The sequence below is a fragment of the Actinotignum urematis genome (assembly GCF_051264595.1).
Taxonomy (GTDB): Bacteria; Actinomycetota; Actinomycetes; order Actinomycetales; family Actinomycetaceae; genus Actinotignum; species Actinotignum timonense_A.
In genome coordinates this window covers 1-22079 of record NZ_JBOZBG010000024.1, presented here as the reverse complement: position 1 = coordinate 22079, position 22079 = coordinate 1, and the positions used below count along the sequence as shown (strand labels likewise).

At 62.4% G+C, this 22079-nt stretch carries 17 protein-coding genes and 1 tRNA gene; 10 read left to right on the top strand and 8 right to left on the bottom strand.

Features of this window, described 5'->3' with window-relative positions:
* Window positions 1-63 precede the first annotated feature (63 nt).
* From ACRQDJ_RS08690 to glgX, 3 genes are all read right to left on the bottom strand, one after another.
* A complete protein-coding gene (locus tag ACRQDJ_RS08690) occupies window positions 64-273 on the bottom strand; it encodes a hypothetical protein (RefSeq protein WP_284904827.1) in 210 nt (69 codons plus the stop codon).
* An 87-nt stretch (window positions 274-360) separates the two neighbouring features.
* On the bottom strand, window positions 361-1461 hold the full coding sequence (trpS, locus tag ACRQDJ_RS08685; protein WP_026429128.1) for a tryptophan--tRNA ligase: 1101 nt from the start codon (window positions 1459-1461) through the stop codon (window positions 361-363).
* A gap of 201 nt (window positions 1462-1662) precedes the next feature.
* A complete protein-coding gene (gene glgX / locus ACRQDJ_RS08680) occupies window positions 1663-3897 on the bottom strand; it encodes a glycogen debranching protein GlgX (protein ID WP_234984402.1) in 2235 nt (744 codons plus the stop codon).
* Between the two features lie 109 nt (window positions 3898-4006).
* Here glgX and nudC point away from each other — a divergent pair, with 109 nt between their 5' ends.
* The gene (gene nudC / locus ACRQDJ_RS08675; RefSeq protein ID WP_284904828.1) at window positions 4007-4969 is read left to right on the top strand and encodes an NAD(+) diphosphatase; all 963 of its coding nucleotides are present in this window, start codon (window positions 4007-4009) and stop codon (window positions 4967-4969) included.
* Window positions 4970-5067: 98 nt separating this feature from the next.
* On the opposite strand, the gene ACRQDJ_RS08670 is transcribed toward nudC, so the two are convergent.
* Window positions 5068-5325, bottom strand: coding sequence for a mycoredoxin (locus tag ACRQDJ_RS08670; protein WP_284890253.1), 258 nt, complete (start codon window positions 5323-5325; stop codon window positions 5068-5070).
* 103 nt (window positions 5326-5428) lie between these two features.
* On the opposite strand from ACRQDJ_RS08670, the gene ACRQDJ_RS08665 reads away from it, so the two are divergent.
* Complete coding sequence (locus tag ACRQDJ_RS08665) at window positions 5429-7423, top strand: ATP-dependent helicase (protein WP_284904829.1); 1995 nt, start codon at window positions 5429-5431, stop codon at window positions 7421-7423.
* Between the two features lie 180 nt (window positions 7424-7603).
* Here ACRQDJ_RS08665 and ACRQDJ_RS08660 read toward each other — a convergent pair whose 3' ends face one another.
* The 3 genes from ACRQDJ_RS08660 to ACRQDJ_RS08650 all read right to left on the bottom strand — a co-directional run bounded on the left by ACRQDJ_RS08660 (window position 7604) and on the right by ACRQDJ_RS08650 (window position 11672).
* Window positions 7604-8581 (bottom strand): hypothetical protein, encoded by a 978-nt coding sequence (locus ACRQDJ_RS08660; RefSeq protein WP_284904830.1) that lies wholly within the window; start codon window positions 8579-8581, stop codon window positions 7604-7606.
* 134 nt (window positions 8582-8715) lie between these two features.
* Window positions 8716-9858, bottom strand: coding sequence for a hypothetical protein (locus ACRQDJ_RS08655; protein ID WP_284904831.1), 1143 nt, complete (start codon window positions 9856-9858; stop codon window positions 8716-8718).
* Between the two features lie 266 nt (window positions 9859-10124).
* Complete coding sequence (locus ACRQDJ_RS08650; RefSeq protein ID WP_435713611.1) at window positions 10125-11672, bottom strand: zinc-dependent metalloprotease; 1548 nt, start codon at window positions 11670-11672, stop codon at window positions 10125-10127.
* 141 nt (window positions 11673-11813) lie between these two features.
* Between ACRQDJ_RS08650 and ACRQDJ_RS08645 the strand changes: the two genes are divergently transcribed.
* The 6 genes from ACRQDJ_RS08645 (at window position 11814) to ACRQDJ_RS08620 (ending at window position 20349) form a co-directional block, all read left to right on the top strand.
* Window positions 11814-12992, top strand: coding sequence for a YlbL family protein (locus tag ACRQDJ_RS08645; RefSeq protein WP_284904833.1), 1179 nt, complete (start codon window positions 11814-11816; stop codon window positions 12990-12992).
* Between the two features lie 142 nt (window positions 12993-13134).
* On the top strand, window positions 13135-16215 hold the full coding sequence (locus tag ACRQDJ_RS08640; protein WP_284890248.1) for a UPF0182 family membrane protein: 3081 nt from the start codon (window positions 13135-13137) through the stop codon (window positions 16213-16215).
* A gap of 244 nt (window positions 16216-16459) precedes the next feature.
* Window positions 16460-17857: a Na+/H+ antiporter family protein gene (locus ACRQDJ_RS08635; RefSeq protein ID WP_284904834.1), complete on the top strand. Its 1398-nt coding sequence runs from the start codon at window positions 16460-16462 to the stop codon at window positions 17855-17857.
* A 587-nt stretch (window positions 17858-18444) separates the two neighbouring features.
* On the top strand, window positions 18445-19014 hold the full coding sequence (locus ACRQDJ_RS08630) for a hypothetical protein (protein WP_284904835.1): 570 nt from the start codon (window positions 18445-18447) through the stop codon (window positions 19012-19014).
* 76 nt (window positions 19015-19090) lie between these two features.
* On the top strand, window positions 19091-19684 hold the full coding sequence (locus ACRQDJ_RS08625) for a signal peptidase I (protein ID WP_284904836.1): 594 nt from the start codon (window positions 19091-19093) through the stop codon (window positions 19682-19684).
* Window positions 19681-20349 carry a hypothetical protein gene (locus ACRQDJ_RS08620; protein WP_435717994.1) on the top strand — a complete coding sequence of 223 codons (669 nt, stop codon included), beginning with the start codon at window positions 19681-19683 and terminating at the stop codon, window positions 20347-20349. The genes ACRQDJ_RS08625 and ACRQDJ_RS08620 overlap by 4 nt, the downstream gene beginning before the upstream one ends.
* Before the next feature lie 76 nt (window positions 20350-20425).
* On the opposite strand, the gene ACRQDJ_RS08615 is transcribed toward ACRQDJ_RS08620, so the two are convergent.
* Window positions 20426-20499, bottom strand: a tRNA-Met gene (locus ACRQDJ_RS08615).
* Between the two features lie 186 nt (window positions 20500-20685).
* Here ACRQDJ_RS08615 and ACRQDJ_RS08610 point away from each other — a divergent pair.
* Entirely contained in the window at window positions 20686-21570 is an 885-nt protein-coding gene (locus ACRQDJ_RS08610; protein ID WP_284904838.1) for a LysR family transcriptional regulator, read from the top strand.
* Window positions 21571-21787: 217 nt separating this feature from the next.
* On the top strand, window positions 21788-22079 hold a 292-nt coding region (locus ACRQDJ_RS08605; RefSeq protein ID WP_435717993.1), incomplete at its 3' end, for a hypothetical protein.

Genomic DNA, 22079 nt, shown 5'->3' with positions numbered 1-22079 from the left:
TTGGCGGCAGTAGCCGTTTAGCAGCTGAGCAGCACTAGCGGCGCGATGCGTCGCCCGGGGCGCTCAGTATTTCCTGAAAGCCCGCAATTTCTCAGCTTTCTCCGTGCGCTCTGCCGCTTTCTTCCGTTCGAACTCAAGCTGCGCCTGTAAAACCTGCCTGCGCTCCAACAGTTCGACCGTTAGCGCCCGCAACTCCTCGGGATCAGTAGGCAGCTGAGCTTCCAGTTCACTACGGGTTCTCGCTATGATCTGGTCGCGTTGCCTTTCATCCATAACCGTGGGACTACCTTCCTGATGAACTCAGCTTTCTGAGCGGTGCAGCCGGGCAGACTCCGGCGCCCCGCGCCCGCCGCGTCGCGGCTAATACACCATCTGGAGCGCTTCGCGCACCTCCGCGAGGGTCTTATTGGCGCGCTCATTGGCGATCTCGATGCCCCGGCGCACGATCCCGTCCACGTAGCCCGGGTCCTTAGCAAGCTCGGCGCGCTTGGCCCGGATGGGCGCAAACATCTCATTAATCGATTCGGTGACGATTTTCTTGAGGGTCCCGGCCCCGCCGTCGCCAATTTCCTCCGCGATCTCCACCGCGGGCCGCCCCTGCGCCAGCGAAGCCAGCAGCAGCAGATTCGACACTTCCGGGCGGCCCTCCGGATCGTAGGTAATATGCCGATCCGAATCCGTGACCGCCTTCTTGATGCGCTTGGCGGTTTCATCGGCGCTCATGCCGATTTCGATAGTATTTCCGCGCGATTTGCTCATCTTGGCGCCGTCCAGCCCCAGAATCGAGGTCCCTTCGGAGAGCAGGGCTTGCGGGCGCGGGAAGACCGGGGTTTCCCGCCCGGCCGGGCGCCCGTAGCGCGCCTCGAAACGGTCGGCGATCACGCGGGCTTGTTCGAGGTGGGGGAGCTGGTCCTTGCCGACCGGTACCAGATTGGCCTTGCAGAAAAGAATATCGGCGGCCTGGTGCACCGGGTAGGTGAGCAGCAGCCCGGACAGGGGCCGTCCGCCGGTTGCCTCGTGTTCCGCCTTGACGGTGGGATTGCGGCGTAGTTCGGCGTCGGTCACCAAAGAGAGGAAGGGCAGCATGAGTTCGTTGAGGCCGGGAATGGCCGAATGCGGGAAAATGACCGCGGCATCCGGGTCAATTCCCACCGCGAGGTAATCGGTGGCCAGCGAACGCACCCGCTCCCGAATGGGCCCGGTGCCGTCGCGATCCGTAATGACCTGGAAATCGGCGATGACCAGCCAGGTTTCCACGCCCTTGCGCTGCAATTCCACCCGGTTGCGCAGCGAACCGAAGTAGTGCCCGAGGTGGAGATTGCCGGTGGGGCGATCCCCGGTGAGAACCCGGAATTCCTCCGGAGAAGTATTAATCTTCTCCTTGATTTTCTCACTCAGGCGCTGCGCATGCGCCAGGGATGCGGCGGACGTGGACCGTTCGAGGGATTCCTCGACACTCATACCTTGCTCCTTCAGTCATACCCAGGCCGCCCCGAGTTCCCCGGGAGCGTGCTCTGCTTGTCTATTGTAGGCGCCGCCGCGACAGCTTTTCTCGCGGTTTCCGTTTCGCGGCCGCGTAGCACCCCGGCCGTGTGCCGCCGCGTTCACGCGGGGTCGCGTGTACCCGTGGAATCGCGTGCAGCACGACGACGCAGCGCCCCGCTACCGCTCCGGGTTGGCGAAGTAGAGCTGCATCGTGAGCGGCTCCACCCGGGTGGAGGCCCCGGGCTGATAGATACGCTCCGAGGAGCGCGGGGTGGGCCAGGAGGAATCCCAGGCCAGCGCGAAGGGATTGCCACGCCCCTGCGGGAATCGGATAGGAACATGGTGATTTGAGCCGTTAATGACCACGAGCGCATCGGCGTCGCGCTCAGAACCGGAACGCAGCATTTGCAGTAACCGATTCGAGGGGTCGAACCACCGGTGTTCGGGCATCGGCTCGCCGGTATCCGCAAACCATTGCAAATCGGGGATGTGATCGCGCCCGGAGGGCGATTCGGTGTAGAACATGCTCGGGCGCAGCACCCTGTGTTCGGAACGCAAGCGGAAAAGATAGGCCACGGTGGCCTGGAGTTCGCGCTGCCATTCCTCGTGGTCCCAATCCAGCCAGGACACGTGATTGTCCTGGCAGTAGGCGTTGTTATTCCCGAATTTGGTATCGGCAAATTCGTCGCCGCCGTAGAGCATGGGGACTCCGGCGCTGAAAACTAGCGTGCCGATGAGGTTGCGCATGGTGCGGGTGCGGGCGCGCAGCACGTGCTCGGGAAGCGGGGCGGTATCGCTGCCTTCCCCTTCCACCCCGTGATTCCAGGAGCGGTTGTTATCGGTGCCGTCGCGCCCGTTTTCTCCGTTGGCTTCGTTGTGTTTGGAATCGTAGGAGACCAGGTCGTAGAGGCTAAAGCCGTCGTGGGCGGTAATGAAATTGACGGAGGCGAGCGGCCCGCGCCCGGAGGGGGAGCGCCCGTGCCCGAACAGGTCGGCGCTGCCGGCTAGCCGGGTGGCCACATCGCGCAGATCCCCGCCCAGGCCGCCGCCGGCCACGGCGCGTTGATCGGCCACCCAGAACTGGCGGATGGAATCGCGGTAGCGGTCATTCCAATCCGCGGTGGGCGGCAGGAAATTGCCGGTTTGCCAGCCGTTGGGCCCCAGATCCCAGGGCTCGTTAATGAGCTTGACGTTGGAAAGAATCGGATCGGTGGCCATGGCCAGGTAGAGGGGATGGTTGGTATCGAAGTGATCGCCGCGGCGCGCCAGGGTGGCGGCCAGGTCGAAACGGAACCCGTCCACGCCGATCTCGCTGACCCAGTAGCGCAGCGAATCGAGGGTGAGCTGGAGCACCGGGGTGCGCCGGAAATCTAGGGAATTCCCGGTGCCGGTGGTGTCATAAAACTGGCCGGGCTGGTTGGGGACCTGCATGTAATAGGTGGTCTGCCCGAAGCCGCGCAGTGAGACGGTCGGCCCGTTCACCCCGCCTTCGCAGGTGTGGTTATACACAACGTCGAGGATGACTTCCAGGCCGGCATCGTGGAGGCGGGCCACCATATCGCGCACTTCCTGGAGCACGGCCAGGGGGCCCGCGGCCCGCGCGGTGGCGGTGGCCAGGCTCGGTTCGGGAGCGAAATAGGAGAGAGTGGAATAACCCCAATAATTGGTGAGATCGCGTTCGGTGAGGAACGGTTCGGACATTTTCGCGTGGATGGGCAGCAGCTCAACGGCTGTCACGCCCAGGGAACGCAAATAATTCGTGACAATCGGGTGCGCCAGACCGGCGTAGGTGCCGCGCAATTCTTCGGGAAGCGCCGCCAACTGTTGGGTGAGCCCGCGCACATGCGTTTCGTAAATAACTGTGTGGGACCACGGCGTATACGGGTGGCGGATATGCGTTTCCGTGGGTGCGGTTACGACGCCGCGGCACATGGCTTCCAGGGAATCGGTATCGTCACGCTGAGGTGGGAGCGGGACGGGATCCAGGGCGTCATTTACCTTGTGTCCGTAGAGTTCGGGGCCCAGGCGCGGGGTGCCGGTAATGGCTCGCGCGTAGGGATCGAGGAGGAATTGGGCGGGGTTGAAACGCATCCCGGTATCGGGATTCCACGGGCCGTGGACCCGGTAGCCGTATTCCTGACCGGCGCGCACCCCGGACACATGCCCCACCCAGGTGGTGAAACTCGCGTCCCGATGCAGGGAATAGCGACGCTCGGTGATACCCGAGGCACTGCGGTCAATCAGGCACAGATCAACCGCGGTCGCGTGCGGAGCCAGGACGGCGAAATCCGCCCCGGTATCGGTGAGGTGCGCCCCCAGACGCACGGGCCGTAAGCGCACGGGCAGGGCGCGTTCGGAGGCGCGCGCCACGTACCGAGATGCGGTCGGGGAAGTAGCCGGTAATGAAGTCACCTTCGTATTGTCGCAAAATATCGGCGTTCGGCAAGAATCCAGGAGAGTGATATTAGAATTTTGGTGGAAGGGTGACCGGCACGCGTCCGGTTCCGGAAGGGGCACGATAGTGGGGTACGACGGCGATTTAATCCTGGCGCGCGGGAATTTGGACCGGGATGAACTCTCCCGCAGCTCACCGCAACGCCTGGCGGAATTGGCGGAAAATGCGGGGTATCTGCTTATTTCCGGGTGGGGCGCGGTGTTGGATAGCGATAATGCACCCCTGCTGCTGGCCCGCTCTGAGCTCCCGCGCACCACCGCGGATTCACCAACTGTTTACCTGGGGAAAGTTGCCGGGCGTCCCTATTTTGCGTGCGATCTCACCACCGTGATCGGGGGCGGACCCACCCGTGATAACCCGGAAGTGGATGCGCCGGGGTACCGGATCGGCTCGCTGCAAAATTACGCGCCGTCCTGGAGCGCGGATATGTGCGCGTTGGTCACCGCGGCGGTGGCGATCCTCAATACCTGGCGGGCTACCCGCTGGTGTGCGGTCTGCGGCCAGCGCATCACCGTGGATACCAGCGGGTGGAGCGGGCACTGCCCGGAAGGCCACGTGGTGTTCCCGCGTACCGACCCGGCCGTCATTATGGCGGTACTTGATTCTCAGGATCGTATCCTGCTGGCGCATAATGCACGCTGGCCGGCCGGGCGCCACTCTGTGCTCGCGGGTTTCGCTGAAGCGGGGGAGTCCCTGGAAGCGGCGGTACGCCGCGAGGTGCGTGAAGAAGTGGGGGTGCCGCTGGGCGAGATTTGCTATTTCGCCAGCCAGCCCTGGCCCTTCCCGCGCTCCCTCATGATCGCCTACGTGGCGTGGGTGGATCCGCAGGCCGAAGCCCGGGCCGGCGGGGCAGATGCCCTGGTGTGCCCGGATGGGGAAGAAATCGACCACGCGGCTTTCTACAGCCCGCCCGAGCTGGATGCCGCCCTGCGCGAGGGCAGCCTCAGCCTGCCCGGGCCCTCCTCGGTGGCCGCGGCCCTCATCACCGACTGGTACGGCCCCGGGATTCGCCCTCATCTGGGCTGGTAGGAAGCCGGAGCCGCGGCGATCTTGCGGCAGGTGCTGGCGGTGGCGCGGGCACCCGCACTTGTTCCGGGATCGCTCTACCACCGGCCCGAGTGTGAGTTTTAGCTCCCGGGGGAGGCGAGTTCGGCGAGTTTCGCCTGCACCTCTTTCAGGCTCGGATTCGTCAGGGTGGCGCCGTCGGCAAACTCAAGAGTGGGCACCACTTTATTGCCACCGTTGAGGGCCGCAACCTTCACGGCCGCGGCCTCATCCTCCTCAATATTCACCTCATCCCAGGTGATACCAGCCCGCTTGAGCTGGGCGGAAAGGTTACGGCAGTAGCCGCACCACGAGGTTGTATACATTGTGAGATCAGCCATGAGGTGATCGTACGGGCTGGGCGCGCGGCTCGCCACGAGTTTCGATAAGGGGAAAATTTCTGTCGTAGGCGTGTGGCATCCTGAGAGGGCAAGGAGGAACACGATGGATTCACCCGAGGAATTGCTGGAATTTCTGGACCCGGATCAGCGCGCGGTCGCCACCGCATTGCGCGGGCCGGTATGCGTGCGCGCCGGGGCAGGCACCGGGAAAACCCGCGCTATTACCTACCGGATCGCCTACGGCGTGCGTAGCGGGGCCTACGTACCGCAGAACGTGCTGGCGGTTACCTTCACCTCCCGCGCGGCCGGGGAATTGCGCTCGCGCTTACGGGACCTCGGGGTGGGCGGGGTGCCGGCCCTCACTTTCCACGCCGCGGCACTGCGCCAACTCTCCTACTTCTGGGGCACCGCGGTGGGGGGAACCATCCCGCGGATTACCGAATCGAAATTCGGCCTGGTCTCCCAGGCAGCCGGCCAGATCGGCCTGCCCACCGATAAAGTGAGTATCCGCGATCTCACCGCGGAAATTGAATGGGCCAAAGTCTCCATGATCAGCCCGGATAATTATCCGGAAGCCGCCCTGGCGGCCGGGCGTGGGGAAGTCGCCGGTCAGCTCAGTACCGATATTGCGCGGTTGGCGAAAGCCTATGAAGAAGTGAAAACCGAACGCCGCGTCCTCGATTTTGATGATGTGCTCCTCCTCCTCGTGGGCATCCTGCTCGATCGGGCGGATATCGCCCGCCAGATACGCGAGCAATACCGCCACTTCGTTGTGGATGAATACCAGGATGTGTCCCCCCTCCAGCACCGCCTGCTCCAGCTATGGTTGGGGGATCGCAAGGATCTGTGCGTCGTCGGGGATGTTTCCCAGACCATTTATTCCTTCGCCGGGGCATCCTCCACTTACCTAGCCCGTTTCCAGCAGGAATACCCGCGCGCTCGCGTTATTGAACTCACCCGTGACTACCGTTCCACCCCGCAAATCGTGGCGGCCGCGAATACCGTGATTGCCGATGATGTGTCGGAAGGCGCGGTGCAGCTAGTTTCCCAGCGTCGCTCCGGGCGCCCGGTTACTTTCCAGGAATACGAATCGGATGGAGCGGAAGCCGCCGGGGTGGTCAGCGCTATCCAGGCGCTCGCCGCGGAAGGCACCGCGCTCTCAGAAATCGCTATCCTCTACCGCACCAATGCCCAATCGGCAGAATTTGAGGCGGCGCTGTCCAAAGCGGGGGTGTCCTACCAGGTTCGGGGTGCGGAAAAATTCTTCTCGCGCCGCGATGTGCGTGAAGCTATGGTGGCCATGCGTGCCGCGGCACGCTCCGGGGTGAGCGGCCCGCTGGCAGATAATGTGCGTACCGTGCTGCGCCAAATGGGCTGGCGGGATGAAGCTCCGGCCACCGCCGGCTCGGCCCGGGAAAAATGGGAAGCGCTCCACGCTCTCATCACCCTCGCGGAAGATATGGAGGATAGCCGGGATGCCTCCATGATGGATTTCGTGGTGGAACTGGAAGAACGCGCCGCCACCCAGAACGTCCCGGAATTGGAAGGCGTGACCCTGTCCTCCCTGCACGCCGCTAAGGGCCTGGAATGGGAAGCGGTCTTTTTGGTGGGGATGAGCGAAGGGCTCATGCCTATTTCCCTGGCGAAGAAACCCGCGGCCATTGAAGAAGAACGCCGCCTCCTCTACGTGGGAATCACGCGGGCCCAAGAATTTTTGCAGATCTCCTATGCCGCCTCCTCGGGGCATCGCTCGGGAAAGAAAGTCTCCCGTTTCCTCACCGGCTTGTGGCCACAACCGGAAGATGAAGAAACCTCGCGGGCCACCCGCTACCGGCGCCGCTCCCGCGCCGCCGCGGAAGAATTCGCCGCCGTCTACCCCGAAGATGTGGCGCTTTTTGAGGAACTCGCGGCCTGGCGCGCCCAGCGTGCCCAAGCCACCGGCAAACCGGCCTACACAATTTTCCATGACACCACGCTGCGCGCCCTCGCCATAGCCAAACCGCGCAGCATCCACGCCCTCGCCCAGATCAAGGGGGTGGGAGCCACGAAACTTGCTATCTACGGGGAAGAAATCCTCGCCCTGCTAGCCGGGCACTGAGCGCGGGTGCGTGTGCCCGGGATGGGTGATAGGCGCGCGGCTAGATTATGTCGTGTGGTGCAGTTGGTAATTTCCAGTACTTTAGTCAGATATTTGATGTTTCCATGAGAGACCATTGAGAAAACTGAGAGATTACTGGCTCAGTGCTTGTTGGCGCAAGCACCGAGCCACCTTTCACTTTTACGGACAAGGGATTAGCTTGCTATTCCCATATTCGTCAGCCCATGAGCACCACTTTTCATTGTCGAGGACCCAGCCGCTGTCTACCCAAACACCGTCATCATTCGTGGGGCCCGGGCCCGGGCCCGGCGCCGGGGCAGGCGCGGGCGCTGCTGGTGCGAGTGACTCGTAATCCGAACCCGAATCGCTGCCAGTAGATTCCGAACCACCAGACGCTGCTATCGGCGCAGAAGGTGCCGGAGCCTGGGCGGCCGCCACCTTCCCGTTCAACGCCTCGACCCGGCTTTGGAGAGCTACGGCCTTTTCCTTGAGAGCAGACAAGCGCGCGCTTTTCCCGGAAGCCGTCAAGTTTTCACAATCACCAGCTAGGGCGTCGGCTTCGCCGGCAAGATTCTCGATACCTCGGGCGCTGTCCTTGGCCGCCTCACACGACTCGGCCAAGGCTGCACCTTCGCCGTTCAAGTAGGTCGTGACGGCATCCTGGAATTGTGCATCGAGCTTCTCTGTCATCGTCTTAATTTGGGTTGCCTGCGCTTCAAAATCCGTAGCCGCGGCTCGCAAAGCCTCCGCACGAGACCGCGCCGAAACAGCATCCAAATCCTTAGCGCTCGCCGGGTTGAGGGGCTGGGCAAGCCCAGCGCGGGCCGTCTCTACTACCTGACTCAATGCTTGGCAGTCAGCGGGCGCGCCGCCGTCAGCCTCACACTCCTGCACTGTGAACCCCACACCATCAGCGGCATGGTTCAGCTTGGTACGGGCCTGCTCGTTGAGCGTGACCGCTTGCGAATAGGCGGCGCGGGCATCGTCAAGACTGCTTGATCGTTGCGCCCAGTAGACGCTCGCACCGGCGGTGACCGCAGCTATGATAGCCACGCTCGGCCACAGCCACACACGTTTACCACGGTCCTGCCCGGTAGCGGTATCGTCGCTGGCCACAGCAGCAGTTGCTTCGGCCGGTGTATTTACCCGCTCGCTCAACACATACCTCCTTTTCGCCAAAACTTTCATAGACATATAGGTTGATTTTTCTTAGCGTAACCCGCAATTACGGTTCACTAGAACACCAAACCGCACCGGTTTTGCCTCGCTGATTACGGTTCCTGGAGGTGCGCTTAGGGCGCTGCGGGTTCTGCTTCGCACGAGCAACTCTCATGCGGGGCCAGCGCAACCCGGTAGGGGAACCCGGGAAGCGGGGGCACCACCCACTGGGATCCGCGGGCCCGCTCGGCATGCCCGCTCAAAACCAAGAGCACACCATGTACCGCAAGCGCAGCCGCCAGAGACACCCCGGGAGTAAACGGAGCACCCCCACGGGAACTAAATACCTGCGGAGCCAAATAACGCCACGCCGGATCCGCATCCATCGCCGCGAAAAGCAAACACCTGGCACACGGCCCACTCCCGGGAACCACCACCGGCCCCACCCGAATATCAATATCCTCCGCATAAGCCAGCAGATAAGGAATCCGCTGCCTCTCCCACAAGGCACATCGCTGCGGATCAGGCAAGTGCACAGACGTCACCAAAGCCAGAGTCGGCGGGCCACACTCCACAGCCGCCGCAGTCCCCGCAGCCCACGCGGCCGAATAATTCCCGCGCAGGGTGGTCCCTGCCGCCGCACGAGCATTCCGCCCCGTAGACCCCGCGGTCCCGGCCGCCCCCGCTGACGCGCGAGCACCACGCTCTGTGGCACCCGCGGCGAGACTCCCGCGCCTCGCGGCCCGGCCCATTCCCAGCGGCGTGACTGGCTGCGCCTGTGCATCAACCTCGATAACCGTGGTACCCCAACCACGCTCGCGAAAATAACTCTGGAGAACCTGCTGGCGGGCAAAAGTACGCCACGTCGGCCGCCGGAAAATCGGGTGATCACCGCTGTGCGGCCTACTCGTATCCGGAGTGAGAATATAACCCAAGCCACTCGCGGCAAGATGCAGACAGATCTCCACCGCGAGCGGATCCAAACGCTCCACGAAAACCGCACGCCAGGCCAGATCAGGGAAAGCAGGCGGAGAAACCTCCAGCAGCCCCGCATCACGAAGCGCACCCAGCAGCGAACGCGCCCGCACCTCACTCACCCCGTGCAGCTCGCACGCAGCAAAAAACTCACTTTCCGTACTGGCAGACGTCATAGAAGAAACCGCCCGCTGTTCCGCAGTGGAAAGACCGCGCAGCCGCAGCGCTACCCGCGGATCCAAGCCGACCTGCACCTCGTGCGTATCCGACCAATACACCCCTAGCGGCGAGCGGATCATCATGAGAACACCTTGAACAACACCATGGGCACAGCATAAAAAGCACAGCGCCACAGCGCGACAGCCCATCCACAGGCCCGGGCGTTATCCCCAGGTGCACTCTCGCCACACTGTTCAGGGAGCTTAGTTATCCACAGATCGCCCCGCGGGCCCGGCCGAATCGCCATCGCCAGAGCTAGCGGGAGATCGGTCAGCTAGCCGTGCGCTCAGTCAGCTAGCCGCGCGATCAGTCAGCCAGCGGGGCGATCAATCAGCTAGCAGCGGATCAATCAGCTAGCAGAAGGATCAGTCGTTCCAGAGTCCCCGTTGGCCGAGGGCGGCGTCGTCGTACCGAAACCCGGTTCGTGCGGCGCGTCCCCGAAAGGCGTGCCCCCGTCACTATTGCTCAGCAGTTCCTCGAGGAAAGCGTCCAGCTCCTCATCCAGCGCGGAAGGCTGCTCCTCCGGGAAGAAGAAACGGTCCGGATTATCCAGATGCTCGGGTAGCGGCAGCAAATCGGGATGCTTCCAGAGTGCATCGCGCCCCTCCATCCCGCGCTCGCGAGCGGCCCGCGCCCAGAACGCCGCCGCCTCCCGCAACCGCCGCGGCGCAATATCGAAACCAACAAGCGGACCGAAAACGCGGTTCGACGGCGCTTCGGTGACTTCGCGGCGGGTGAGAGCCTCAGAAAGCTTCATGCTTTGGGGCAGCTGGGCCGCCACCGCGGTGCTCGTGACCGCGCTCACCCAACCGGCCACCAGCGAAACAATATGCTCGAGGCGTTCGAGCGTGGATTGCTGGGCGGGGGTGCGGGTAAAGGCGAATACCTCGTTCATATCCAGCTGCGGCATCTGCCCGGACATGAGCTGTTCGGGATCGAGCTGGAGTTCGCGGACCTTCTCCTCGATGGCCTCGGTATCGATGGCGATATCCGCGGCGTAGGCGGCTACGGCGTCCAGAATCGTGCTGCGCAGCCACGGGACCTGGGAAAAGAGCCGGGCCGCGGCCTGTTCGCGCACCGCCACGTACAGCTCCACTTCGCGCGCGTCCACATCCAAGCCCTCGGCGAAAGCGGACACATTAGCAGGTACCAGCGCGGCCGTTTCCCCCTCGACCAGCGGGAAGCCGGCGTCCGCGGTACCGAAAGAAATCTGGGCCAGTTCAGCCAAACCCTGGCCGTATTGCATTCCTAATAACGACGCCGTCATTCCCGCGAGCATCCCCTCGAGCCCTCCGGGGATCCCCCCGAGCATCCCGCCCGAGAGCATCTGGCGCATTTCCTCCGGGGCGCGTTCCAGCTGGGAACTGAGAGCCTCGCCGAAAGCCCGCGCGAGATTCGCGCCCACCGGCGCGGTGAGTTTACGGAACGTCGGGAGGGAATGCGCGATCCAATCCAGGCGCGACCACACCTGATTGGGGCCGCGCGGCGGATCGAAAACCGTGACCGGATCGAGCCACAAACTCGCCACGTCCATCGCCGAACGAGCCTGATCGCCCGCGGCCGCGGTGGGAAGCCCCGGGCCGGCCTTATTCACGGTATCCCGGGCCACCTGCTCCCCGATTTTCCAATTGACCGGCCCGTCACCCGAGGAACCGAGCATGGCGCGGATCTGATTCATGACCAGCCCGATATCGGCGGGCATGCCCATCCCCGGGATGCTGCCCGAGCTTCCCGTGCCGCTGCCGGTGCCGGCAGCTCCGCCGGGCTGCGTCACGCCGCCGGGTTGTGCGTTGCCGCCGGGGGCGAGGGAGCGCAGGATTTCCTCGGCAGCGTCATCGCCGAGCACCGCCCGCAGCATCTTTTCCCATTCGTCACGCGGCTGTGAATTCTCAGTCATTCTTCTCCTCGAGGTCCACCACTAAGCCTAAAACACCGCCGGCCCGCGCGGGTAGGCGCCTCAGCCCCTGGCGCAGCAGCCGGTATATAAAGGTGAGCAGCGGTAGGCCTGCGCCGCGCGATCAGGCATGATGGATAGGTGATGAAAAAACGTGGTCAGGTAGGTAGCCCCCGTTCCGCGCGCCGTGGTTCCGGCGGCGTGCCCCATAGCTCCGCCTCCGCGCGCCGCGGTTCCCGTTCCGCGCGCCGCAGCGGCTTTGCTTTTGCGAGCCTGGCGGCCCTCGCCCTCCTTATCCCGGGTGCCTACACGGTGGAAATGGCCGGCCCGGCCCTGGACGTGACCGGGGAAGTGGCCGGCACCCGGCTGGTGAAGGTGGAGGGCGTGCCCACCTATCCCACCGATACCCAGCTCTATATGACCACGGTTTCCGCGGCGGGCAATCCCGAGGTGGGCACCCTGGGCGCGCACGCCCTGTGGGCGCTGGTTGACCAGGAATCCCAGCTAGTGCCGGTGCGCCTGCTTTACCCGCCCACGCTCTCCAGCGCGGAAGACGATGCCCGCAACGCCGAACTCATGAATAATTCCCAAACGGTGGCAGCCGCCGTGGCCCTGGAAAAGGCCGGCCACCCCGTCACCATGAAGCTGCGGGTGGTGGATATCCCGGAAGGGTCCCCGGCCGCCGGCCAGCTTGAGCCAGACGATATTATTACCGGCATTACCGCTCCGGGCGCCGCCCCCACCACCGTCTCCACCTTCGGGAACCTCTCCACAGTCCTGCACGCCACCGAACCGGGCAGCACCGTGACGGTTTCCTACCAGCGCGGCGGCGAAGCGGGCACCACCACGATCATTACCGCGCCCTTCCCGCCGGACGAAACCGGCTGGGTCCACCCCGGCTCCCTCCTGGGCGTTTCCCTCGCGGTGGAGGATGTACAGCTGCCGGCCACCGTCACCTACGCGGTGGAAGGCATCGGCGGGCCTTCGGCCGGCCTCATGTTCGCGCTGGGCATGTACGACGAACTCACCCCCGGCTCCCTGGGCGGGGCCGCCGCCATCGCCGGCACCGGAACCCTCGCCTTTAACGGGGAGGTGGGCCCCATCGGCGGCATCCAACACAAGATCGTGGGGGCTCAGCGCCGCGGCGCCACCGATTTCCTCGCCCCGGCCGCGAATTGCGGGGAAACAATCGGGTACGAACCGGAAGGCTTACGTATCTGGGCGGTGCGGAATTTTGACGACGCCGCAGCAGCCGTCCGTGCTATTGGCGCGGGGCGTACCCCGAAACTCCCCACCTGCCAGGATGTGGCCGCGGGCCGGTAGGGGCGTGTTCGCGGGCGGCGTCGTCGTACCAAAAAACCGTTGACGCACGCGCGATTCTCAGCTTTTTCCGCTATGTTTGATAGGGAATAGTGATGGCCGGGCGCGCCTTGCGCTGCGCCGCGGAAGAAGTTGAGGATTTCGTTTGAGTACAACCGCACATCCCCGTTTGAGGCGGGAGACGCCGGGAGCTTTTTGGTGGACACTGGGTGTTCTGGCCATTCTGCTCGTGGCGCTCGTCGTCGGATCGGGCGTTTACACCGACGTTAAATGGTACGAACAAATCGGCGCGGCCCGCGTGTTCTGGACCCAATGGGGCTGGACCATCGCGCTGGGCACCATCGGCACCCTCCTGGTTGCTATCGTGCTGTGGCTGAATTTCCGCCTGGCGCGCAGCAAGGACGAGGGCATTATGGCCCCCAGCGTCGCGAACTACCGGAAAGCGGCGGAAAAGTACCGCTGGGCCACCAACCTGGGCCTGCCGCTGCTCGCCGGCGTGATTTTCGGCGCGCCGCTCTCCGGGGAATGGCGCACCTACCTCATGTGGATTTTCCGCACGCCCTTCGGGGATACGGATCCGCAATTCGGGCGCGATGTGGCGTTCTATGTGTTCACGCTCCCGGTGCTGCAATCGGCGCTGAGCTTCGCGATCACCCTGCTGGTGATCGGGGCGATCGGCGCGGTGCTGGGCCATTACCTCTACGGCGGGGTCACGGTGGATTCGGGCAAGGTGCGGGTACGCAACCGGGCCCGGGTGCATTTCTCCGTGCTGGGGCTGCTGGCCTTTATCCTGGTGGCCGCCTACTTCTGGCTGAGCCGCTACACCCTGCTGCTCTCCAATAATGATCGTTTCTCCGGGGCGTCCTATACAGATATTAACGCCAAGCTTCCCGGGCTCACGATCCTCGCGATTACCTTCCTGGCTATCGCGGTGCTCTTCGTGATTTCGGCGCTGCGCGGTTCCTGGCGGATTATTACCGCGGGCCTGGTGGTGGCCCTGGTGACCGGCGCTACGGTGGGCTGGGCCTGGCCGGCGCTGGTGGAACGCTTCCGGGTCACCCCGAACGCCATCGAGATGGAAACGCCGTATATTGACCGCAATATCTCGGCCACCCTCAAGGCCTACGGCCTGAACGATATCGAAACGATCCCCTATAACGCCCGCACGGATGCGGAAGCCGGGCAGCTGCGTAATGACGCGGAATCCACCGCGCAAATCCGCCTCCTCGACCCGAATATCGTCTCGCCCACCTTCAACCAGATGCAGCAGAACCGCCAGTACTACGGTTTCGCTTCCCAGCTGGCGGTGGATCGCTATAACCTCAATAAGACGGACCGGGACACCGTGATCGCGGTGCGTGAACTCAACCTGGACGGCCTGGGCCCGGACCAGCGCAACTGGGTCAATGACCACACGGTCTACACCCACGGCTACGGCGTGGTGGCCGCCTACGGCAATACCACCTCCGCTTCCGGCGCCCCGCAATTCCTCCAGTACGGTATTCCTTCCCAGGGTGAACTGGGCGAATACGAACCGCGCGTGTACTTCGGGCAGAAGAGCCCCGAATACTCCATTGTGGGTGCCCCGGAAGGAACCGCGCCATGGGAGATTGACTATCCTTCCGACGCTGCGGAAGGCTCGCAGGTTCTCAATACCTATACGGGCGACGGCGGCCCCTCGGTCGGCAACTTCTTTGACAAACTCATGTTTGCTATCAAGTTCCGCTCCACGGATATTTTCTTCTCCGACCGCGTGACCTCCGAATCGCAAATCCTCTTCAACCGCGACCCGCACGAGCGGGTGCGCAAGGTGGCCCCCTACCTGACCTTGGATTCCAAGGCCTACCCGGCCGTGGTGGATATGGACGGGGATCCGGCCACCCCCAAGCGCCTGGTGTGGATTATCGACGGCTACACCACCTCGAATAACTACCCGTATTCGGCGCGGGAATCCCTGGCGGCGGCCACCACGGACGCCCTCAATTCGCGCGGCATGTACGGGGCGGCCTCAGGGCAGGATGTCAATTACATCCGTAACTCCGTCAAGACGGTTGTGGATGCCTATGACGGCTCGGTGTCTCTCTACAAGTGGGATGAGAAGGACCCGATCCTGCGGGCTTGGGAATCGATCTTCCCGGGCATGGTGCAGCCGCTGGAGAAGATGTCCGGGGATCTCATGGCGCATGTGCGCTACCCCGAGGATCTGTTCAAGACCCAGCGTTCGCTGCTGACCCGCTACCACGTCAAGGACCCGGCATCCTTCTACTCCGGTGGTGACTTCTGGAATGTTCCGAACGAGCCGGCGGTGGATACGGCCGGGGCCAGCGGGATCGCCGCGGCGCAAACCGATAGCAAGCAGCCGCCCTACTACCTGACGCTGCAGATGCCGGGCCAGGATTCCGCGGAGTTCTCCCTGTCCACGGGCTATATCCCGGGCGGTCAGACGGACCGCAATATTATGACCGGCTTCTTCGCGGTGGATTCCAATGCGGGCTCCACGCCGGGGGAGAAGCGCGAAGGCTACGGCAAGTTGCGGCTCCTCGAGCTGCCGCGCGACCTCACGGTTCCCGGCCCGGGCCAGGCGCAGAACAACTTCCTCTCCGACCAGAACGTTTCCCGCGCGCTCAACCTGCTGCGTTCGGGCGGTACCACGGTGCGGATGGGTAATCTGCTCACCCTCCCGGTGGGGGGTGGCATGCTCTACGTGCAGCCGGTCTACGTGCAGGCTTCGCAGGGCACCACCTACCCGCTTATGCAGTACGTGCTCACGGCGTTCGGTGACGGGAATATCGGCTTCGCGCCCACCCTGGAGGAGGCCCTCAACCAGACCTTCGGCGGTGATTCGGGTGCCCAGGCCGGGGACGCCGGATTGCAGAACGTCAAGGAAGATATTTCCGCCGGGGAAGGCAAGGCGCCCGCGGCAGGCACGCCCGGTGCTACGCCGGGTGCCACGCCTGCTCCCGGTACGACGACGCCCACCCAGCCCGCGCCTCAGCAGCCCAGCGCTGCGCCCGGTGCGCCGGCGCCCGCTCCGGCTCCGGCCGCGGGTGGTACCCCGCAAGAGCGTTTGGACGCCGCGCTGCAAAGCATGAAGCAGGCGGTGGGCCAGGCTGATAGCGCAATGAAGAGCGGGGATTGGGCGGCCTACGGGCAGGCCCAGAAGAACCTGCAGACCGCGCTGGACCAGGCCATCGCAGCCCAGAAGGAGCTGGAAGGGGCTAAGTAGCCCCGCATAGGGCGCGGCCCGGCAGCCCGATAGGGCTGGCCTGGCAGTGCTCCTCTCACGTGGCGGCCACCCGAAACCGGGTGGCCGCCACTGGCGTATCTGGGGGGCGGAAGTGGCGGCGTCGTCGATAAAAATACGGCGGAATAGCAACGCACAACGGCCGGTAGTGCAAGAAATAATAGAAAAGCTGCACATTTGTGGATACTTATCCAGGCCGCGGGCGGGACTGGGTATATTCAGCTTTATGAATGCTGTTGTGGTGGCTGTTTGTTTGATGCTCCTCCTCGCGGTACTTCGTGTGCACGTGGTACTGGCTCTGTTTATCGGCGCGCTGGTGGGCGGTGTGCTCAGCGGCATGGGGCTGGAAGGGACCATGGTGGCCTTCCAGGAAGGCCTGGGTGCCGGGGCGAAAATCGCGCTCTCGTACGCGCTGCTCGGTGCGTTTGCGATGGCGGTGGCCCATTCCGGGCTGCCGCGTTTGCTTGCCGATTGGATGCTCGGCCATCTGCGCAGTTCCGATGGCGCGGGCTCGCGCAAACGCACCTTCACCCGCTGGGCAATGCTCGCCGGGATTTGCGCGATGGCGGTCATGAGCCAGAATCTCATCCCGGTGCATATCGCTTTTATCCCGCTGCTCATCCCGCCGCTGCTGGTGGTCATGAATAATCTCCGGCTGGATCGGCGCGCGGTGGCCTGCGTTCTCACTTTTGGCCTGGTGACTACGTATATGTTCCTGCCTATCGGCTTCGGCAAGATCTTCCTCACCGATATTCTGCTGGGGAATATCGCGAAGGCCGGCATGGACGTGAGCGGCATCAACGTCATGAGCGCGATGGCAATTCCGGCGGCGGGGATGGTGGTCGGCCTGCTGCTCGCGGTGTTCGTGACGTACCGCAAGCCGCGCGAGTACCGCGATGTGGCGGTGGATGGTGGCGGTGCTGGCGCGGCTGCGGCGGCCGGCGCGGCCGGAAGCTCTGGCGCGAACGGCGCGGTCCCGGCGATTTCCCGCTACCGCATCGTGGTCTCGCTCGTGGCGATTCTGGTGTGCTTCGGGATCCAGCTGGCGCTCAACGCGGTGGACTCGGATGCCGACGCGCTGCTGGTGGGCGCGCTGGTGGGCCTGTGCGTTTTCATTTTCTCGCGCGCCGTCAAGCTGCACGAAGCCGACGACGTTTTCACCGACGGCATGAAAATGATGGCCCTCATCGGTTTCATTATGATCAGCGCCCAGGGCTTCGCGAATGTCATGAGCGAAAGCGGGCAGATCGAACCGCTCGTGCACGCCACGGCGGCGATGTTCGGGAGTAATAAGGCGATGGCCTCGCTCGCGATGTTGCTGGTGGGGTTGCTGGTGACGATGGGGATTGGTTCGTCCTTCTCCACGCTGCCGATTATCGCGGCGATTTACGTGCCCCTGTGTGCCACGCTGGGATTCTCTCCGCTGGCCACCGTTTCGATTATCGGCACGGCCGGCGCGCTGGGCGATGCCGGTTCTCCCGCCTCGGACTCCACTTTAGGGCCGACGGCGGGGCTCAACGCAGACGGCCAACATGACCATATCCGCGACTCGGTCATCCCCACCTTTATCCATTTCAATATCCCGCTGCTCATCGCGGGCTGGGTTGCTTCGCTGGTGCTGTAGCGGGGTGCTGGCCGCTGGGCTCGGGGGACTGGCTCCGGGGGTTTCGCGGCGTGTGGTGTCCGTAACTACTTCTCGTCGCGTCTGGAGAGGCAACGCGGATGAAGAACGTGTCAGTGAGAGTTCAATTGCATATGTATAAGAACAAAATCGCTGAAAATAAGTCTGGGTTGGATCAGGTTCAGGTTCTTTAAGTGAAGATTGAAGCGCTCACCGTAGTCTATCGTGGCAGTTATCCGGGCAGGAATTCCTTTCGCAAGATATCGGGGTAGTTTCATTCAGAATTACCAGATATGGGCGTGTGTCGGTGTTTTTCACGGGTGGCCTCCAGATCGAGGAAAACCGGGAAGATTCTGGAGCTTTAACGTGGCGCGGCTGCGTTGGATCTCACGTGGAATGCGCACGCATATTCATGCACAATAAGTAAAAGGTTAACGCCGTGGAGGGAAGGTCGACGACGCACAACCGGCCCCGCAGCGCTTTGTCATCGCACGTCATGGGCAGAGCGCGGCGGTGAGGGCTCACCTCCTCGCTTTCCATGGCTGCATGACTACCTCACCGACCACCTGACTTCGTGAAGGAGAAACGCTGTGGAATCACGCAAAAAGCGTTGGCTGATCCCGGTTCTTTTGGCTTGTATCTTCGGGCTGCTCACGGGCGGTGCCTACACCTACTGGGCCGGCACGGTATCTGACCCCGCGGCGAGTACCGACTCGGAAACCGTTGTGATCGGCCAGGGGCAGAACGTGACCACCGAGCTTGATGTTTCCAAGGCGCTCGCCAGCCAGGGGAAGAAGCTGGTTCCCGCCGGGAAAACCGGGGTGAGCATTGGTGGCACGAGCGAGAACGTTGAGTCATTCGATGTTACCTACACCGTGAAGTGGCAGGAGTCGGGTAGCGCTGATGTGATCGACGCGAGCGATAACGTAACCGGCACGCTGGCCGTGACCGAAACCCACCAGATTGAGGGCGTTACCGGCCATGATGATCTGGTCGGCGTAGAAGTTACGCCTGCCAACACCCAGATCAAAGCGGACGGCGAATCAGTCACGGTCACCGTCAAGGTCACCCTCAAGGAGCCTGCGACCAAGGCCGCTTACGATGCCATCGTGGGGCAAAACATCAAGGTAAACCTCACCTTCGCCGTCACCCAGCCCTAAGGTGAGCGCGGCCCTCGAAACGAAGAACTGCCGTGAGCATAGGCGCGGCCCGATACGCGAACGCATAGCGCGGGCCGTGCTGCTGCTCGCGGTTTTCGTGCTGTCCTTTTTCATCGCCGTCGCGGCCCTGCAGCCCAACCTTCTCATCAACACGCTGGGTTGCCGTCCCCTTATCGTGTCGAGCGATTCCATGTCGCCTCGCCTTAATCGCGGCGACGTCGTTGGCGTTGTCCGGGCAGATATAGGGGAGCTGAAAGTGGGGGACATTATCGCGGTTAGCCCGGCGACCAATTTCGTCGTCGTTCATTATCTTGCAGATAAGCGCCGCGATACGGACGGTGGCGTCTTGCTGAAAACCAAGCGCTACGGGGTGGACGAGCCGAAGGACTGGGATTACTGGGGGATTACCCGCGAGCAAGTCATCGGGAAGGTTGGGTTCGTGATACCGAAGATCGGCCACGCGGTGTTCTTCGCGCGCTCGGTGCCAGGCATAATCACGCTGGTCGGCTGCGCCCTTGGTATCTGGGCGATAAGCGCGATCCGGCGCGCGCCGCGTGGTAGTGATGGCGGAAGAGCGGCGGCTGAGATCGTGGAAGCCAAGCGTGTGGAAGTTGAGTGCATGGAAGCCGAGTGCGCGGCAGCTGATCGCGGAGAAGGAAGGCACGCATGACAGCGCTAGGTACGTCCGTGATGAGCGTCGTCTCCTCCTGGGCCATCGCGCTCGCGCCACTGAACGGCTTTTGGGGAGGCGTGGCGAATGTGCAGCTCGAGGGTGGTGGCGATGTGGTGATTGGCATGTGGTACATGCCCGATCCCAATGACACCGCAGCCCCGGACGTGGTGAATTTTGACATTGACAATCCGCCGACCGAGCCCATCAAGAAAGGGAGCATCGTCGTCGTAAAAAAGAACGGCGAGGTGGTGGGCGTGTTCACGGCGCTGCACACGATAGACCCCGCGAATCCGGATTTCAATCCGCTGGACCCGAACGAGCGGTGGGTCCGGCCCATGGTGTACTCGGAAAACACCGCGGAATACCGGCCCTTCCACCACTATCACAACCACGATTACGTGATTTTTGAAGGGAAAACGTACCAGTACGCGTGGGGTGTGGCGCATAATCCGAATACGGTGTCTGAGCGTCCGCCGAGCGCGGGCGAGCCGTACTGGGGCAAGGTCGCCGATGCGCCGATTCAGGACTTGTGGTTCCGGCACCGCATCTACCTGCGCGGCGCCGAGGTGATCTACAAGGGCGTGCGGTATCGGTGCGAGCTGGATGGGCGGGCCGGGTTCCAGCCGGATCATCCCAATAGCGGATGGACGCGGTTAGAGTAGGCAGCTTGCTAACGTGAGCGCGGGTATGGCAAGAGCTCCTGACCTGGTGCTTTCCCTGGTCAGGAGCTCTTCTTCGTGGCGGGGAGAGGATTTGAACCTCTGACCTCCGGGTTATGAGCCCGGCGAGCTACCGAACTGCTCCACCCCGCGGCGACTGTTCTACTATACGGGCTTTGCGGCATGAATGCAAGTGTGATCGTTGTCTCGTAGGTACGGATGGTGCATGTGCGTGAGAATCTATTCAAGGTAGCAGATTCTGTGGTGCGAATTTCGCGAAATTGCGTGGTATAAGTAAACTAACGAAAGTCAAGATATGCACATCTTTATGGGGGCGCGGTGAAGCTGCAGCATCTGGAGGCCTTTGTGGTGGTCGCGAGGGTTGGATCGATCAAAGAAGCTGCGGTTGAGCTGAACTGCAGTCAGCCATCGGTGACCAAGCAAATTCGCGAATTGGAAAAGACCTTAGGCCAAGAACTTCTTGATCGGTCTGGACGTGGGGTTCGGCTTACTCCTGTCGGCGTCCTATTTGCTGGCAGAGCCCGGGAGATTCTCAGTCTCTCGCGGCGTACGGTCGAAGAGTTCAGTATGCTGCACGGCGATATTGGTGGACATGTGGTTGTGGGCACCGTTGAAAGCGCCGCTGTCATCGATGTTGCTCGGGCCATTAAACGTGTGCGGGATAAACATCCTGGAGTTGGCGTGACACTGCGTCGGATACGTAGAGAGACCATTCTGGAAAGGCTTGCCAGTAACGCACTGTCTTTTGCTATTGCTCCGGATTCTTGGGACCTGGCGGGGTATGAGCGCCTGTCCTTGCCAACGCAAGATCGGTGGGGGATTTTAGTTCCTGCGGCTTCTTCTCTCGCAGCGAAGGAAAGCGTGAGTGTGGACGATCTAGAAGGTCTTCCTCTGATTTGTCCGGATGATAGCGTGGGGCACCGCCAGTTGGAGCGGTGGCTAGATGATCACGGTGATCAATGCCAGGTTATTTATGACGTGGTTTACCATGCACCGCAGTTGGTTGATGCTGGGGTTGGGTACGCGATTATCAACGATTGCTCGGCCGGGCGGTGTTCGCCTCTTGGACTGGTATTCGTTCCGCTGGCTCCGGCAAGGCGTTCTGCCACGAGTCTGGTCTGGGATCCGAGCCGTGCGCTCACGCGAGTGGAACTAGCATTTTTGGAGGAAGTGCGCGGAGTTTGTGCTCAGATGCGGGAGTAGATAATAATGTGCACACGAAAACGGACCGCAATCCATCATTAATAGAAATATTATTAACACTGCATATTTAGTGGAGCGGTAGCTGGAGCTGGAAATTCAATTTAAGACGACATCGATCTGTTGGTGTGACCGGAATTCCAGTTAGTTACTTCACATTTTCCTGGGAAATTTCCTAGTAAAACCTGCCAAATGGGTAGAAAGTCCCCTGCGGGGGGGGGTGTTTAAATGCGAAACACCAGGTCAGAATCGTAATCGTGCGATTAATAAAATGTTATTAAAGCGCGAATTTGCAATTTATAGTTGTGTTACGATTCTGAATGATTTAGCTGGTGTGGCGCGTTACTTATTGTGTTTTGGTGATGCTCAGGCGCATCTCTTTCACAAAATTCACCTAAGTGGCGATATGCGCACCCGCAAGTCATCCGATTATCTACCAATGGAGAAAAGATGTCTCACTACACGGGGTCGCTTAATTCGGCACCCGGCATTTTCGCTCCGGCTGGCAATCG